Source organism: Hoeflea prorocentri (assembly GCF_027944115.1).
In the GTDB taxonomy this organism is placed as follows: Bacteria; Pseudomonadota; Alphaproteobacteria; order Rhizobiales; family Rhizobiaceae; genus Hoeflea_A; species Hoeflea_A prorocentri.
This window is the reverse complement of the sequence record NZ_JAPJZI010000001.1, coordinates 1,868,641-1,881,755: the sequence shown is the minus strand read 5'-3', so window position 1 is coordinate 1,881,755 and position 13,115 is coordinate 1,868,641. Positions and strand designations below refer to the sequence as shown.

The 13,115-nt window shown below is 57.4% G+C and carries 24 protein-coding genes; all 24 read left to right on the top strand.

Annotated features, from left to right (window positions below; genetic code table 11):
* Positions 1-8 precede the first annotated feature (8 nt).
* Positions 9-1,184, top strand: coding sequence for an elongation factor Tu (gene tuf / locus OQ273_RS08805; RefSeq protein ID WP_267990076.1), 1,176 nt, complete (start codon positions 9-11; stop codon positions 1,182-1,184).
* A gap of 118 nt (positions 1,185-1,302) precedes the next feature.
* Complete coding sequence (rpsJ, locus tag OQ273_RS08800) at positions 1,303-1,611, top strand: 30S ribosomal protein S10 (RefSeq protein ID WP_003547547.1); 309 nt, start codon at positions 1,303-1,305, stop codon at positions 1,609-1,611.
* A gap of 83 nt (positions 1,612-1,694) precedes the next feature.
* The gene (rplC, locus tag OQ273_RS08795) at positions 1,695-2,423 is read left to right on the top strand and encodes a 50S ribosomal protein L3 (protein ID WP_267990075.1); all 729 of its coding nucleotides are present in this window, start codon (positions 1,695-1,697) and stop codon (positions 2,421-2,423) included.
* Entirely contained in the window at positions 2,423-3,043 is a 621-nt protein-coding gene (gene rplD / locus OQ273_RS08790; protein WP_267990074.1) for a 50S ribosomal protein L4, read from the top strand. Before rplC ends, rplD begins: the two co-directional genes overlap by 1 nt.
* Complete coding sequence (locus OQ273_RS08785; protein WP_267990073.1) at positions 3,040-3,333, top strand: 50S ribosomal protein L23; 294 nt, start codon at positions 3,040-3,042, stop codon at positions 3,331-3,333. Before rplD ends, OQ273_RS08785 begins: the two co-directional genes overlap by 4 nt.
* Positions 3,334-3,362: 29 nt before the next feature.
* Positions 3,363-4,199: a 50S ribosomal protein L2 gene (gene rplB / locus OQ273_RS08780; RefSeq protein WP_267990072.1), complete on the top strand. Its 837-nt coding sequence runs from the start codon at positions 3,363-3,365 to the stop codon at positions 4,197-4,199.
* A gap of 15 nt (positions 4,200-4,214) precedes the next feature.
* Complete coding sequence (gene rpsS, locus OQ273_RS08775) at positions 4,215-4,493, top strand: 30S ribosomal protein S19 (protein WP_267990071.1); 279 nt, start codon at positions 4,215-4,217, stop codon at positions 4,491-4,493.
* Between the two features lie 2 nt (positions 4,494-4,495).
* Positions 4,496-4,885 (top strand): 50S ribosomal protein L22, encoded by a 390-nt coding sequence (gene rplV, locus OQ273_RS08770; protein WP_267990070.1) that lies wholly within the window; start codon positions 4,496-4,498, stop codon positions 4,883-4,885.
* Positions 4,885-5,592 (top strand): 30S ribosomal protein S3, encoded by a 708-nt coding sequence (rpsC, locus tag OQ273_RS08765; protein WP_267990069.1) that lies wholly within the window; start codon positions 4,885-4,887, stop codon positions 5,590-5,592. Before rplV ends, rpsC begins: the two co-directional genes overlap by 1 nt.
* 35 nt (positions 5,593-5,627) lie before the next feature.
* The gene (gene rplP, locus OQ273_RS08760) at positions 5,628-6,041 is read left to right on the top strand and encodes a 50S ribosomal protein L16 (RefSeq protein WP_267990068.1); all 414 of its coding nucleotides are present in this window, start codon (positions 5,628-5,630) and stop codon (positions 6,039-6,041) included.
* 9 nt (positions 6,042-6,050) lie between these two features.
* On the top strand, positions 6,051-6,251 hold the full coding sequence (gene rpmC, locus OQ273_RS08755; protein WP_267990067.1) for a 50S ribosomal protein L29: 201 nt from the start codon (positions 6,051-6,053) through the stop codon (positions 6,249-6,251).
* Positions 6,252-6,265: 14 nt separating this feature from the next.
* The gene (gene rpsQ, locus OQ273_RS08750) at positions 6,266-6,496 is read left to right on the top strand and encodes a 30S ribosomal protein S17 (protein ID WP_267990066.1); all 231 of its coding nucleotides are present in this window, start codon (positions 6,266-6,268) and stop codon (positions 6,494-6,496) included.
* Between the two features lie 79 nt (positions 6,497-6,575).
* Positions 6,576-6,944, top strand: a complete 369-nt coding sequence (gene rplN, locus OQ273_RS08745; protein ID WP_267990065.1) for a 50S ribosomal protein L14 — start codon at positions 6,576-6,578, stop codon at positions 6,942-6,944.
* 10 nt (positions 6,945-6,954) lie between these two features.
* A complete protein-coding gene (gene rplX / locus OQ273_RS08740; protein WP_267990064.1) occupies positions 6,955-7,266 on the top strand; it encodes a 50S ribosomal protein L24 in 312 nt (103 codons plus the stop codon).
* Positions 7,259-7,816 carry a 50S ribosomal protein L5 gene (gene rplE, locus OQ273_RS08735; protein ID WP_267990063.1) on the top strand — a complete coding sequence of 186 codons (558 nt, stop codon included), beginning with the start codon at positions 7,259-7,261 and terminating at the stop codon, positions 7,814-7,816. Before rplX ends, rplE begins: the two co-directional genes overlap by 8 nt.
* A gap of 26 nt (positions 7,817-7,842) precedes the next feature.
* Positions 7,843-8,148, top strand: a complete 306-nt coding sequence (gene rpsN, locus OQ273_RS08730) for a 30S ribosomal protein S14 (protein ID WP_267990062.1) — start codon at positions 7,843-7,845, stop codon at positions 8,146-8,148.
* Positions 8,149-8,160: 12 nt separating this feature from the next.
* On the top strand, positions 8,161-8,559 hold the full coding sequence (gene rpsH, locus OQ273_RS08725) for a 30S ribosomal protein S8 (RefSeq protein ID WP_267990061.1): 399 nt from the start codon (positions 8,161-8,163) through the stop codon (positions 8,557-8,559).
* A 39-nt stretch (positions 8,560-8,598) separates the two neighbouring features.
* Complete coding sequence (gene rplF, locus OQ273_RS08720) at positions 8,599-9,132, top strand: 50S ribosomal protein L6 (protein WP_267990060.1); 534 nt, start codon at positions 8,599-8,601, stop codon at positions 9,130-9,132.
* 12 nt (positions 9,133-9,144) lie between these two features.
* Positions 9,145-9,507 (top strand): 50S ribosomal protein L18, encoded by a 363-nt coding sequence (rplR, locus tag OQ273_RS08715; protein ID WP_267990059.1) that lies wholly within the window; start codon positions 9,145-9,147, stop codon positions 9,505-9,507.
* 43 nt (positions 9,508-9,550) lie between these two features.
* Positions 9,551-10,111, top strand: a complete 561-nt coding sequence (gene rpsE / locus OQ273_RS08710) for a 30S ribosomal protein S5 (RefSeq protein ID WP_267990058.1) — start codon at positions 9,551-9,553, stop codon at positions 10,109-10,111.
* Positions 10,112-10,125: 14 nt separating this feature from the next.
* Positions 10,126-10,326 carry a 50S ribosomal protein L30 gene (rpmD, locus tag OQ273_RS08705; protein WP_267990057.1) on the top strand — a complete coding sequence of 67 codons (201 nt, stop codon included), beginning with the start codon at positions 10,126-10,128 and terminating at the stop codon, positions 10,324-10,326.
* 14 nt (positions 10,327-10,340) lie between these two features.
* On the top strand, positions 10,341-10,820 hold the full coding sequence (rplO, locus tag OQ273_RS08700; protein WP_267990056.1) for a 50S ribosomal protein L15: 480 nt from the start codon (positions 10,341-10,343) through the stop codon (positions 10,818-10,820).
* 206 nt (positions 10,821-11,026) lie between these two features.
* Positions 11,027-12,367, top strand: a complete 1,341-nt coding sequence (gene secY / locus OQ273_RS08695; protein WP_267990055.1) for a preprotein translocase subunit SecY — start codon at positions 11,027-11,029, stop codon at positions 12,365-12,367.
* A complete protein-coding gene (locus OQ273_RS08690; RefSeq protein WP_267990054.1) occupies positions 12,364-13,014 on the top strand; it encodes an adenylate kinase in 651 nt (216 codons plus the stop codon). Before secY ends, OQ273_RS08690 begins: the two co-directional genes overlap by 4 nt.
* Positions 13,015-13,115: the final 101 nt, after the last annotated feature.

Sequence of the window (13,115 nt, the reverse complement as noted above, 5' to 3'; positions counted from 1 at the left end):
AGCCGAAAATGGCGAAAGGCAAGTTTGAGAGAAATAAGCCGCATGTGAACATCGGCACGATTGGTCATGTTGACCATGGCAAGACGTCTTTGACGGCAGCGATTACGAAGTTCTTTGGCGACTTCAAGGCTTATGATGAGATTGACGGAGCGCCTGAAGAGCGCGCGCGCGGCATCACGATTTCGACGGCTCACGTTGAGTATGAGACGGACAACCGTCACTATGCGCACGTCGACTGCCCTGGCCACGCAGACTATGTGAAGAACATGATCACCGGTGCTGCGCAGATGGACGGCGCCATTCTGGTTGTATCGGCTGCCGACGGTCCGATGCCTCAGACCCGCGAGCACATTCTTCTTGCCCGTCAGGTTGGTGTTCCTGCGATTGTTGTTTTCCTCAACAAGGTTGACCAGGTTGACGACGAGGAGCTTCTTGAGCTTGTCGAGATGGAAGTGCGTGAGCTTCTGGACACCTATGAGTTCCCGGGCGACGATATTCCGATCGTCAAGGGTTCTGCGCTTGCTGCTCTTGAAGACAGCAACAAGGAGATCGGCGAGGATGCCGTTCGTGAGCTGATGGCGCAGGTTGACGAGTACATTCCGACGCCTGAGCGTCCGATTGACCAGCCTTTCCTGATGCCGATTGAGGATGTGTTCTCGATTTCGGGCCGTGGTACGGTTGTGACGGGTCGTGTTGAGCGCGGCATCATCAATGTCGGTGACGAGATTGAGATTGTCGGCATCCGCGACACGACGAAGACGACGTGCACGGGCGTTGAGATGTTCCGCAAGCTTCTTGACCAGGGTCAGGCCGGCGACAACATCGGTGCACTTCTTCGCGGTGTTGACCGTGAGGGTGTTGAGCGTGGCCAGGTTCTTTGCAAGCCGGGTTCTGTTACGCCGCACACGAAGTTCAAGGCTGAGGCTTACATTCTGACGAAGGAAGAGGGTGGGCGTCATACGCCGTTCTTTACCAACTACCGTCCTCAGTTTTACTTCCGCACGACGGATGTGACGGGTGTTGTGACGCTTCCAGAGGGCACCGAGATGGTTATGCCGGGCGACAATGTGACGGTTGACGTTGAGCTGATCGTTCCGATTGCGATGGAAGAAAAGCTCCGCTTTGCCATCCGCGAAGGCGGCCGTACCGTCGGCGCCGGCATCGTCGCAAGCATTACTGAATAAACCGATATGAAACGCAAAATGCGCCGGACTCTCCGGCGCATTTTGCAAAACCGGCGGTGTGAACCGCAAGCAATGAGATTTGGGCTGATTATCAGTCTTTGAACTAAGGATAAGTCGAATGAACGGCCAGAATATCCGTATCCGCCTCAAGGCGTTTGATCATCGGATTCTCGATGCCTCCACGCGCGAAATCGTGTCGACGGCCAAGCGCACCGGTGCAAGTGTGCGTGGACCGGTTCCGCTCCCCACGCGGATCGAAAAGTTCACCGTCAACCGGTCGCCGCACATCGACAAGAAAAGCCGCGAGCAGTTCGAAATGCGCACGCACAAGCGCCTTCTCGACATCGTGGACCCCACACCCCAGACGGTCGATGCTCTTATGAAGCTCGATCTGGCCGCCGGGGTAGACGTGGAAATCAAGCTTTAACGGGCAGTCTCTGGGCCCGGTTGCGAAAAACCGAAATGGAACTTCGCGCAAGACCGGACCCAAACTACGACAAGGACGAACCAATGCGTTCAGGTGTGATAGCACAGAAAGTGGGAATGACCCGGGTCTACAATGACGCCGGTGAGCACGTTCCGGTGACCGTTTTGCGTCTCCAGAACTGCCAGGTTGTTGCCCAGCGTACAGAAGATAAGAACGGCTACACCGCCGTCCAACTCGGTGTCGGCATCGCCAAGGCCAAGAACACCAGCAAGCCGATGCGCGGTCATTTTGCCGCCGCCAAGGTTGAGCCGAAGGCCAAGCTTGCCGAGTTCCGCGTCTCTGAGGACAATATGCTTGACGTCGGTGCCGAGATCACAGCCGAGCATTTTGTTGCCGGACAGAAGGTAGACGTCACGGGGACCAGCGTTGGTAAAGGTTTTGCCGGCGCCATGAAACGCCACAATTTTGGCGGCCTGCGCGCCACGCACGGTGTGTCCATCTCTCACCGCTCACATGGTTCGACCGGTCAGTGTCAGGACCCGGGCAAGGTTTTCAAGGGCAAGAGAATGGCCGGACACATGGGTAGCACCCGCGTGACGACTCAGAACCTTGAAGTCGTATCGACGGACAGCGACCGTGGTTTGATCCTCGTCAAGGGCGCCGTACCCGGCTCCAAGGGGGCCTGGATCCTCGTCAAGGATGCCATCAAGGCTCCAATTCCGGACGATGCGCCGAAACCGGCAGGCCTTCGCGCCGCCGTTGCGGCCGCGGAGAGTGCTCCGGCTGAAGCAGCAACTGAGGGAGCCGAATAATGGACCTGAAGGTAACAACCCTCGAAGGCAAGGCTGCCGGTAAGGTGTCGCTCTCCGATACCGTTTTCGGACTTGAGCCGCGTCAGGATATTCTCCAGCGCATGGTCCGCTGGCAGCTTGCCCGCAAACAGCAGGGCACGCACAAGACCAAGGGACGTTCGGAGATCTCCCGTACCGGTGCAAAAATGTTCCGGCAAAAGGGAACGGGCCGCGCGCGGCATTCGTCGGCCCGCGCTCCGCAGTTCCGCGGCGGCGGCAAAGCCCACGGCCCGGTTGTCCGCAGCCATGAGCATGGCCTTCCGAAAAAGGTTCGCTCACTTGCCCTGCGCCATGCGCTGTCGGCCAAGCTTCGTGACGAAAGCCTGATCGTCGTTGACGAACTGGCGGCAAAGGAGCCGAAGACCAAGGCACTGAGTGGTTCACTTGAAAAACTCGGCGTGTCCAACGCTCTCTTTATCGGCGGCGCTGAGCTCGACAATAATTTCAAGCTCGCCGCACAGAACATTCCCAATGTGGATGTGTTGCCGGTTCAAGGCATCAATGTTTACGACATTCTGCGTCGCGGCAAGCTGGTGCTTTCCAAGGCTGCAGTTGAGGCTCTCGAGGAGCGGTTCAAATGACGGATCTTCGCCACTATGATGTCATCACCTCTCCGGTGATTACTGAGAAGTCCACACTGGTGTCGGAACAGAACCAGGTTGTGTTCAACGTCGCAAAGACAGCGACAAAGCCAGAGATCAAGGCCGCTGTCGAGGCGCTTTTTGGCGTGAAGGTCAAATCGGTCAACACGCTCGTTCGCAAGGGCAAGGTCAAGCGTTTCCGCGGCACCAAGGGCCGGCAGAACGACGTCAAGAAAGCGGTTGTGACCCTGGTCGACGGTGAATCCGTTGACGTCACCACCGGTCTTTGACGGCAAGCCCAAAGGAAAGAATAAGACAAATGGCACTGAAATCTTTCAAGCCCACGACACCGAGCCAGCGTCAGTTGGTGATTGTCGATCGTTCGGGCCTTTACAAGGGTAAGCCGGTCAAGTCACTGACGGAAGGCTTGAGCTCGAAAGGTGGCCGGAACAATGCCGGCCGCATGACGGTTCGCCATCGTGGTGGCGGTCACAAGCGCACCTACCGCGTGGTCGACTTCAAGCGTCGCAAGTTTGATGTCGAAGGCACCGTTGAGCGCCTGGAATACGATCCCAACCGCACGGCCTTCATCGCTTTGATCAGATATTCCGACGATGAGCTGGCCTATATCCTGGCGCCGCAGCGTCTTTCGGTTGGCGACAAGGTCATCTCATCCCGGTCGGCTGTCGACGTGAAGCCGGGCAACACCATGCCGCTGCAGTCCATGCCGGTCGGCACGATTGTCCACAATGTCGAGATGAAGCCCGAAAAGGGCGGCCAGATCGCCCGTTCCGCCGGTACCTATGTTCAGCTCGTTGGCCGCGACCAGGGCATGGCGATCCTGCGGTTGAACTCCGGTGAGCAGCGCCTTGTTCCGGGAAGCTGCCTCGCAACGGTTGGTGCTGTGTCCAACCCGGACAATGCCAACCGCAACGACGGCAAGGCCGGACGCTCCCGCTGGCTCGGCAAACGCCCGAGCGTGCGCGGTGTTGTCATGAACCCGATTGATCACCCGCATGGTGGTGGTGAAGGGCGTACCTCCGGTGGCCGCCATCCGGTCACCCCATGGGGTAAGCCCACCAAGGGCAAGCGTACACGGTCGAACAAGCAGACCGACAAGTTCATCATGCGCTCCCGTCATCAGCGCAAGAAATAAGAGAGGAAGTCTCAAGTGGCTCGTTCAGTTTGGAAAGGTCCGTTTGTTGACGGTTATCTTCTCAAGAAAGCTGAGAAGGTTCGCGAAAGCGGCCGCAATGAGGTGATCAAGACGTGGAGCCGTCGCTCCACCATTCTGCCTCAGTTCGTTGGCTTGACCTTTGGCGTCTACAACGGAAGCAAGCACATTCCCGTTTCCGTGTCGGAAGACATGGTCGGGCACAAACTCGGTGAATTCTCCCCGACCCGTACCTATTACGGCCACGGGGCCGACAAGAAAGCGAAGAGGAAGTAGCAATGGGCAAGGCCAAGGCCGAGCGCCGGCTAAAGGACAACGAGGCAAAAGCGGTTGCCCGAACGCTCCGCGTCAGCCCGCAGAAGCTTAATCTCGTGGCGGCGATGATCCGCGGCAAGAAGGTAGAGCGTGCCCTTGCGGACCTCGAATTCTCGCGCAAGCGCATCTCCGAGACCGTCAAGAAGACGTTGGAATCGGCAGTTGCCAATGCCGAGAACAACCATGATCTCGATGTCGACTCGCTGATCGTTGCCGAAGCCTATGTCGGCAAGTCGATCGTCATGAAACGCTTTCGTGCTCGTGGACGTGGTCGCGCGTCACGCATTGAAAAACCGTTTTCGCACCTGACGATCATCGTCCGCGAAGTCGAGGAAAAAGAGGAGGCCGCGTAATGGGCCAAAAAATCAATCCGATCGGTCTTCGCCTCGGCATCAACCGTACCTGGGACTCCCGTTGGTTCGCGGAAAAGGGCGAATATGGCGACCTTTTGCAGGAAGACCTGCAGATCCGCGATTACCTGACGAAAGAACTGAAGCAGGCCGCGATCTCGAAGGTTGTCATCGAGCGTCCGCACAAGAAGTGCCGCGTTTCGATCCACTCGGCCCGTCCGGGTCTGATCATCGGCAAGAAGGGCGCGGATATTGAGAAACTGCGCCGCAAACTGTCGGTCATGACCAATTCGGAAACGCACCTCAATATCGTCGAGGTTCGCAAGCCGGAAACCGATGCGACGCTTGTTGCGCAGTCGATCGCACAGCAGCTTGAGCGCCGTGTCGCATTCCGCCGCGCGATGAAGCGCGCGGTCCAGTCGGCCATGCGCCTTGGCGCTGAAGGCATCCGTATTACCTGTGGCGGCCGCCTCGGTGGAGCGGAAATTGCCCGTACGGAATGGTACCGCGAAGGTCGTGTGCCGCTTCACACACTGCGCGCCGACATTGATTACGGCACAGCCGAAGCACACACGGCCTACGGCGTGTGCGGTATCAAGGTCTGGATCTTCAAGGGAGAAATCCTTGAGCACGATCCGATGGCCTCTGAGCGCCGGGCAACGGAAAGTGACAATCAGGGCGGTGGCGGACGTCGTCGCGAAAACGCTTAAGCAATCGCGCGTAAGCCAGTTCGGAGAACAAGAAAATGTTGCAGCCAAAGCGTACGAAGTTTCGCAAGCAGCACAAAGGCCGTATCAAGGGCGTCGCCAAAGGTGGCTCGAGCCTCAATTTCGGCTCTTACGGTCTGAAAGCCCAGGAGCCCGATCGTGTGAATGCACGTCAGATCGAGGCTGCCCGCCGTGCGATCACCCGTCACATGAAGCGTGCAGGTCGCGTTTGGATTCGTATCTTCCCTGACGTTCCGGTCACCTCGAAGCCGACCGAAGTGCGTATGGGTAAGGGCAAGGGCTCCGTCGACTATTGGGCCTGCAAGGTTAAGCCGGGCAGGATCATGTTCGAAATTGACGGTGTCAGCGAGGAAATCGCACGCGAGGCATTGCGCCTTGGCGCTGCCAAGCTCTCGGTCAAGACCCGCTTCGTACAGCGCATTGCAGAGTAGGAAGAGATCATGAAATCCGCAGATGTTCGTGCAATGAGCGCTGATGAACTCAGCGATGAACTCGCCAAGCTCAAGAAGGAGCAGTTCAACCTGCGCTTTCAGAAAGCCACCGGGCAGCTCGAAAAGACGTCGCGCGTGAAGGAAGTTCGCCGCGATATCGCTCGCATCAAGACAATTGCCCGCCAGAAGGCGGCAGAAGCCAAGGCCTGAGGACCAACAAGAAAATGCCAAAACGCATTCTGCAGGGCACCGTCGTCAGCGACAAAAACGACAAGACAGTCGTTGTTAAGGTCGAGCGTCGTTTTGCCCACCCGATGTTTCAGAAAATCGTGCGCCGCTCGAAAAAGTACAAGGCGCATGATGAAAAGAACGCATACAAGACCGGTGATGCCGTTTCCATCCAGGAATGCGCGCCGATCTCAAAGGACAAGCGCTGGACGGTTGTAACCGAATAGGCTTTCCGCCAGGCAAAAGAACAATGAAATCGCCGGGGCGCTAGACAATCCCCGGATCAGTTAAAGAAGGCGGTCTGACATGATTCAGATGCAAACAAACCTCGACGTCGCCGATAATTCCGGTGCCCGTCGTGTCATGTGCATCAAGGTGCTGGGCGGCTCGAAGCGGAAATACGCATCCGTAGGCGACGTCATCGTCGTCTCTGTGAAGGAAGCGATCCCGCGCGGCCGCGTTAAAAAGGGTGACGTCATGAGAGCGGTCGTGGTGCGCACGGCCAAGGATATCCGTCGTGCGGACGGCAGCGTCATTCGATTCGACAAAAACGCGGCAGTCCTGGTCGATAACAAGAAAGAGCCCATCGGCACCCGTATCTTCGGACCGGTTCCGCGCGAATTGCGCGCCAAGAGCCACATGAAGATCATCTCGCTGGCGCCGGAAGTTCTTTAAGGAGATAACGATGCAGAAGATCCGTAAAGGCGACAGTGTCGTTGTGCTGACCGGTAAGGACAAGGGCCGCACCGGTGAAGTCATCAAGGTCATGCCGAAAGAAAACCGCGCGCTTGTCAGTGGCATCAACATGGTCAAGCGCCATCAGCGCCAGACACAGACGCAGCAGGCCGGCATCGTCAACAAGGAAGCTTCGGTGCACCTTTCCAATCTGGCTATTGCCGGCAGTGACGGCAAACCGACCCGCGTTGGCTTCAAGATCAACGACGACGGAAGCAAGGTTCGCGTAGCAAAGCGTTCAGGAGATGTAATCGATGGCTGAGGCAAATTACGAGCCACGGCTCAAGACAGAATATGGCGCGCGCATCCGTGATGCGATGCTGGAGAAGTTCTCCTACAAGAACATCATGGAAATTCCGCGTGTTGAGAAAATCGTTATCAACATGGGTGTTGGCGAAGCCACCAATGATTCCAAGAAGCCGGCTGCGGCTGCGGAAGATCTGGCGGCGATTTCCGGCCAGAAGGCCGTGGTGACCTATGCACGCAAGTCGATTGCCGGCTTTAAGGTGCGTGAAGCCATGCCGCTGGGCGCCAAGGTGACTCTGCGCCAGACGCGCATGTATGAATTCATGGACAGGCTGGTCAACATTGCCCTGCCGCGCGTCCGTGACTTTAGGGGCCTCAACCCCAAAAGCTTTGACGGCAATGGCAATTTTGCCATGGGCATCAAGGAACACATTGTGTTTCCGGAGATCGACTACGACAAGGTCGATCAGATCTGGGGCATGGATATCATCGTTTGTACGACTGCGAAGACGGACGACGAGGCACGGGCTCTGCTGGCAGAGTTCAACTTCCCGTTTCGGCAGTAACGGCAAGCGTAGAGAGGATATTTGACATGGCTAAAGCTAGCGCAGTCGAAAAGAACAAGCGCCGTCGTCGCACGGTTGCGGCACATGCCGCGAAACGCGCGGCCCTGAAGGCGATCATCAAGGACCAGGAAGCGCCCATCGAGGAGCGTTTCAAGGCAACGCTGAAGCTTGCCGAATTGCCCCGCGACGGATCGAAGACACGCATCCGCAACCGTTGTGAGGTTTCCGGCCGTCCGCGCGGTTATTACCGCAAGCTGAAACTTTCCCGTATCGCGCTTCGCGAGCTCGGCTCGCTCGGCCGCGTTCCGGGCGTCGTCAAGTCCAGCTGGTAAGGAGACAGGCACATGGCAATGACTGATCCGCTGGGCGATATGCTCACCCGTATCCGCAATGCGAACGGCCGCCGCAAGTCGACCGTTTCAACTCCGGCTTCCAAGCTGCGCGCCCGTGTTCTGGACGTGCTGCAGTCCGAGGGCTACATCCGCGGATATTCGGAAGTGAATTACGACAACGGCAAGTCCGAGATAAACATCGAGCTCAAATACTATGAAGGCACACCGGTGATCCGCGAGATCTCTCGTGTCTCCAAGCCGGGCCGCCGTGTTTATGTTTCGGTCAAGTCTATCCCGCAGGTCGCGAACGGCCTCGGCATCTCGATCCTTTCGACCCCGAAAGGTGTGATGGCCGATCATGAGGCGCGCGAACAGAATGTAGGTGGCGAGGTTCTGTGTCACATCTTCTGATGTGGCCGGTCCTCCATAACGGTCAGACAGGTTTGAAAAATGTCTCGTATCGGTAAAAAGCCCGTTTCCGTTCCCGCCGGCGTCACTGCGACCGTCGAGGGACAGAAGGTCACCGCCAAGGGACCGAAGGGTGAACTGAGCTTTGTCGTCAATGACGAGGTTCTGGTCAAACTCGAGGAGAACCAGCTTGTGGTGTCTCCGGTCGATCAATCCAAGGATGCGCGCTCCAAATGGGGCATGTCGCGCACGATGATCGAAAATATCATCACAGGCGTTACTGACGGTTTCGAGCGTCGTCTCGAGATCAACGGTGTTGGTTATCGTGCCGCCATGCAGGGTAAGAACCTTCAGCTTGCACTGGGTTACAGCCATGACGTCATCTTTGAAGCTCCGGACGGCATTTCGATTGCCTGCCCGAAGCCGACCGAGATCGTTGTCACCGGCATCGACAAGCAACAGGTCGGCCAGGTCGCCTCGAAGATCCGCGGTTTCCGCAAACCCGAACCCTATAAGGGCAAGGGTGTGAAATATGCCGAAGAGCGGATTGTCCGCAAAGAAGGCAAGAAGAAGTAAGGATTACGCAAAATGGCCAGCAGGAAAGAAGTACTTGTGCGTCGTGCAGCGCGTGTCCGCCGTCAGGTCAAGGCCGTGGCCAATGGCCGTCCGCGCCTTTCTGTTCACCGTTCTTCCAAGAACATCTATGCACAGATCATCGATGATGTGGCCGGCAACACCATTGTTGCCGCTTCGACGCTCGATGTCGATCTGCGCAAGAAGTTGAAGACCGGCGCTGACAAGGATGCCGCCGCCGCCGTCGGCAAGCTCGTTGCAGAGCGCGCCTCGAAAGCCGGCGTCAAGGACGTCGTGTTCGATCGCGGCGCATTCATTTATCATGGCCGGATCAAGGCGCTGGCGGATGCCGCGCGCGAAGCCGGACTGAATTTCTAATCAAACTGCCCGTTGCACCCGGAAAAGAAAAAGGACAAGGACAATGGCAAGAGAACAGCGCCGCGACAATCGCGGTAGGGACGACGAACGCGACAGCGAATTTGTCGACAAGCTGGTTCACATCAACCGCGTGGCAAAGGTCGTCAAGGGCGGCCGCCGTTTCGGATTTGCCGCACTGGTTGTTGTTGGCGATCAGAAAGGCAGAGTTGGTTTCGGACACGGCAAGGCCCGTGAAGTCCCGGAAGCAATCCGCAAGGCAACAGAATCGGCCAAGCGCAACATGATCTTTGTTCCGCTGCGCTCCGGCCGTACGCTGCACCATGATGTGCGCGGCCGTCACGGCGCCGGCAAGGTTCTCCTGCGTTCGGCAAAGCCAGGTACCGGGATCATCGCAGGCGGACCGATGCGTGCCGTTTTCGAAACGCTCGGCATGCAGGACGTGGTTGCCAAGTCCACCGGATCGTCCAATCCGTACAACATGGTTCGCGCCACGTTCGATGCGCTCAAGCACCAGATGCACCCCAAGGATATTGCTGCCCAGCGTGGCATCAAATATTCCACGCTTCAGGCGCGCCGTGCATCGATTGTCGGCAATGAAGAGTAAGGGCACGGTTCGATATGGCTGATAAGAAAACAGGCAAGACCGTTACCGTCGAACAGACCGGTAGCCCAATCCGCCGCCCGGCCGACCAGCGTCAGACGCTCATCGGTCTGGGTCTCAACAAGATGCATCGCCGCCGCACGCTGGAAGATACCCCGGCCGTGCGCGGAATGATCCGCAAGGTTAGTCACCTCGTGCGCGTCGTCGACGAAGGCTGAGGGGAGTTGATAAGATGAAACTGAATGAACTTCGTGACAATGAAGGCGCCACCAGGGTCAACAAGCGCGTCGGTCGCGGCATTGGCTCGGGCAAGGGCAAGACCGGCGGTCGCGGCGTAAAGGGTCAGAAATCCCGCTCGGGCGTCGCCATCAAGGGTTTTGAAGGCGGCCAGATGCCGATTTACCGGCGTCTTCCCAAGCGCGGCTTCACGAATATTTTTGCCAAGAATTTCAACGTTGTATCCGTCGGGCGCCTACAGGCGGCCGTAGATGCCAAGAAGCTTGATGCAAAGAAGACCGTTGATGCTGCTGCTCTCAAGGACGCTGGCGTTATCCGTCGTGAAAAAGACGGCGTACGCGTCCTTTCAGATGGAGAGTTGAAAGCCAAGCTCACCCTTGAGGTTGCCGGCGCTTCAAAGACCGCCATCGAGAAAATCGAAAAGGCCGGCGGCTCCATCAAGCTGCTCGCCGCGGCGGAGCAAGCCGAGAAATAAACTCAAGTTGGCCTGTTGTGATTTGCAATGGGCCAGCCTGTTCCCATATGGATGACGCAAGGCGTCATTGGGGACGCGAACTGAAAGGCGGCCGGAAATCTGGTCAGGGATCACGTATCCGTCGCCTGAAAACAGAAAATCTGATCCGCCCGGTATCCTATTGACGTCGATAGGCTTTCAGGGAACGGGTCTCGCGGAGATTGCGCATGGCATCTGCAGCCGAACAACTCGCAGCCAATCTGAATTTTTCTGCCTTTGCGAAAGCCGAGGATCTCAAGAAGCGCATCTGGTTTACCCTGGGTGCGCTTCTGGTCTATCGGCTGGGCACCTATATTCCGCTTCCCGGTCTGAACCCGGAAGCGTTTGCGCAGGCGTTCCAGCAACAGGCCGGCGGTATTCTCGGACTGTTCAATATGTTTGCCGGTGGTGCCGTCGAGCGTATGGCGATCTTCGCACTCGGCATCATGCCGTACATTTCCGCCTCCATCATCATGCAGTTGATGACGTCGGTCGTACCGACGCTTGAGCAGCTCAAGAAAGAAGGCGAGCAGGGCCGCAAGGTCATCAACCAGTATACCCGTTACGGCACCGTGCTGCTGGCCACCATGCAGGCCTACGGTATCGCGGTCGGATTGGAGTCGGGCAGCGGCATCGTTACCGATCCCGGCTGGTTCTTCCGTATTTCCACGGTCATCACCCTGGTGGGCGGTACCATGTTCCTGATGTGGCTGGGCGAGCAGATTACCGCCCGCGGCATCGGTAACGGTATCTCGCTGATCATTTTTGCCGGTATTGTCGCCGCGCTGCCTGGCGCAATCGCTGGCACGCTTGAGCTCGGCCGGACCGGCGCTCTGTCCACCGGCCTGATCATCATGGTGATCGTTATCGCCATCGCAGTGATCGCGTTTATCGTCTTCATGGAGCGTGCACAGCGTCGGCTTCTCATTCAGTATCCGAAGCGTCAGGTCGGCAACCGCATGTTCCAGGGCGACTCTTCCCACCTGCCGCTGAAGCTCAATACGGCTGGTGTTATCCCGCCCATCTTTGCGTCCTCGCTTTTGTTGCTGCCGGCAACGCTCGCAGGCTTTTCGAACACAACCGATCTTCCGCCATGGGCAACGGCGGTCCTTGCAACGCTCGGACACGGTCAGCCGCTCTACATGCTGTTTTATGCGGTCATGATCGGCTTTTTCGCTTTTTTCTATACGGCTGTCGTTTTCAATCCGAAGGACACAGCTGACAATCTGAAGAGCCATGGCGGATTCATTCCGGGCATTCGTCCGGGTGAACGTACGGCGGAATACATCGATTACGTCCTGACGCGCATTACGGCCGTCGGCGCAATCTACCTGATTTTCGTTTGTCTTCTGCCTGAAGTGCTTATCGCGCAAACGGGCATTCCCTTCTATCTTGGCGGAACGTCTCTGCTGATTGTGGTCAGTGTGACGCTCGACACTGTTGCGCAGGTTCAAGGACACCTGATTGCGCAGCAATATGAGGGGCTGATCAAGAAGTCGAAACTTCGTGGAGGAAAGAGGGGACGATGAGACTGATTCTGCTTGGACCGCCGGGGGCGGGTAAGGGGACCCAAGCGCAGCGACTGGTTGAAAAACACGGTATCCCGCAATTGTCGACAGGCGACATGCTGCGTGCGGCCGTTGCAGGTGAAACCGAAGTCGGTTTGCGGGCAAAAGCCGTCATGGATGCGGGCAAGCTTGTGTCCGACGATATCGTCAATGCGATTGTCTCTGAACGCCTCGATCAGCCGGACTGCAAGCCCGGCTTCATACTCGACGGTTATCCGCGCACACTCGTCCAGGCGGATGCAACTGAAAAAATGCTCGCCTCAAAGGATATGGGCCTGTCTGCTGTTGTCGAATTGCGCGTTGACGATGATGTGCTGGTTGATCGCATTTCCGGCCGCTATACCTGCGCCAACTGCGGTGCCGGTTATCATGACGTCAACCTGAAACCGGCCAAGGATGGCGTGTGCGACAAGTGCGGCTCGACCGAGTTCAGCCGCCGCAAGGACGACAACCCCGAGACCGTGCGCACACGCCTGCAGGCTTACTATAAGGAAACCTCACCACTGTTGGGCTATTACTATGCAAAGGGCCTGCTCAAACAGGTCGACGGTATGGCGGACATTGATGTCGTGACGGCCCAAATCAACGAGATTCTGTCCTCTCTTTGAGCTTGGGACACGAATTTAGCCAAAATTACATCATTGCGCCCGATTTTGGGCATTTGGACTGTTGACGATCGTGCCTCGAGTCCGTTAGAACCCCGCCAATT

Coding starts and splice junctions, on each gene's coding strand:
- tuf (WP_267990076.1), top strand. CDS start 9: ATGGCGAAAGGCAAGTTTGAGAGAAATAAGCCGCATGTGAACATCGGC.
- rpsJ (WP_003547547.1), top strand. CDS start 1,303: ATGAACGGCCAGAATATCCGTATCCGCCTCAAGGCGTTTGATCATCGG.
- rplC (WP_267990075.1), top strand. CDS start 1,695: ATGCGTTCAGGTGTGATAGCACAGAAAGTGGGAATGACCCGGGTCTAC.
- rplD (WP_267990074.1), top strand. CDS start 2,423: ATGGACCTGAAGGTAACAACCCTCGAAGGCAAGGCTGCCGGTAAGGTG.
- OQ273_RS08785 (WP_267990073.1), top strand. CDS start 3,040: ATGACGGATCTTCGCCACTATGATGTCATCACCTCTCCGGTGATTACT.
- rplB (WP_267990072.1), top strand. CDS start 3,363: ATGGCACTGAAATCTTTCAAGCCCACGACACCGAGCCAGCGTCAGTTG.
- rplV (WP_267990070.1), top strand. CDS start 4,496: ATGGGCAAGGCCAAGGCCGAGCGCCGGCTAAAGGACAACGAGGCAAAA.
- rpsC (WP_267990069.1), top strand. CDS start 4,885: ATGGGCCAAAAAATCAATCCGATCGGTCTTCGCCTCGGCATCAACCGT.
- rplP (WP_267990068.1), top strand. CDS start 5,628: ATGTTGCAGCCAAAGCGTACGAAGTTTCGCAAGCAGCACAAAGGCCGT.
- rpmC (WP_267990067.1), top strand. CDS start 6,051: ATGAAATCCGCAGATGTTCGTGCAATGAGCGCTGATGAACTCAGCGAT.
- rpsQ (WP_267990066.1), top strand. CDS start 6,266: ATGCCAAAACGCATTCTGCAGGGCACCGTCGTCAGCGACAAAAACGAC.
- rplN (WP_267990065.1), top strand. CDS start 6,576: ATGATTCAGATGCAAACAAACCTCGACGTCGCCGATAATTCCGGTGCC.
- rplX (WP_267990064.1), top strand. CDS start 6,955: ATGCAGAAGATCCGTAAAGGCGACAGTGTCGTTGTGCTGACCGGTAAG.
- rplE (WP_267990063.1), top strand. CDS start 7,259: ATGGCTGAGGCAAATTACGAGCCACGGCTCAAGACAGAATATGGCGCG.
- rpsN (WP_267990062.1), top strand. CDS start 7,843: ATGGCTAAAGCTAGCGCAGTCGAAAAGAACAAGCGCCGTCGTCGCACG.
- rpsH (WP_267990061.1), top strand. CDS start 8,161: ATGGCAATGACTGATCCGCTGGGCGATATGCTCACCCGTATCCGCAAT.
- rplF (WP_267990060.1), top strand. CDS start 8,599: ATGTCTCGTATCGGTAAAAAGCCCGTTTCCGTTCCCGCCGGCGTCACT.
- rplR (WP_267990059.1), top strand. CDS start 9,145: ATGGCCAGCAGGAAAGAAGTACTTGTGCGTCGTGCAGCGCGTGTCCGC.
- rpsE (WP_267990058.1), top strand. CDS start 9,551: ATGGCAAGAGAACAGCGCCGCGACAATCGCGGTAGGGACGACGAACGC.
- rpmD (WP_267990057.1), top strand. CDS start 10,126: ATGGCTGATAAGAAAACAGGCAAGACCGTTACCGTCGAACAGACCGGT.
- rplO (WP_267990056.1), top strand. CDS start 10,341: ATGAAACTGAATGAACTTCGTGACAATGAAGGCGCCACCAGGGTCAAC.
- secY (WP_267990055.1), top strand. CDS start 11,027: ATGGCATCTGCAGCCGAACAACTCGCAGCCAATCTGAATTTTTCTGCC.
- OQ273_RS08690 (WP_267990054.1), top strand. CDS start 12,364: ATGAGACTGATTCTGCTTGGACCGCCGGGGGCGGGTAAGGGGACCCAA.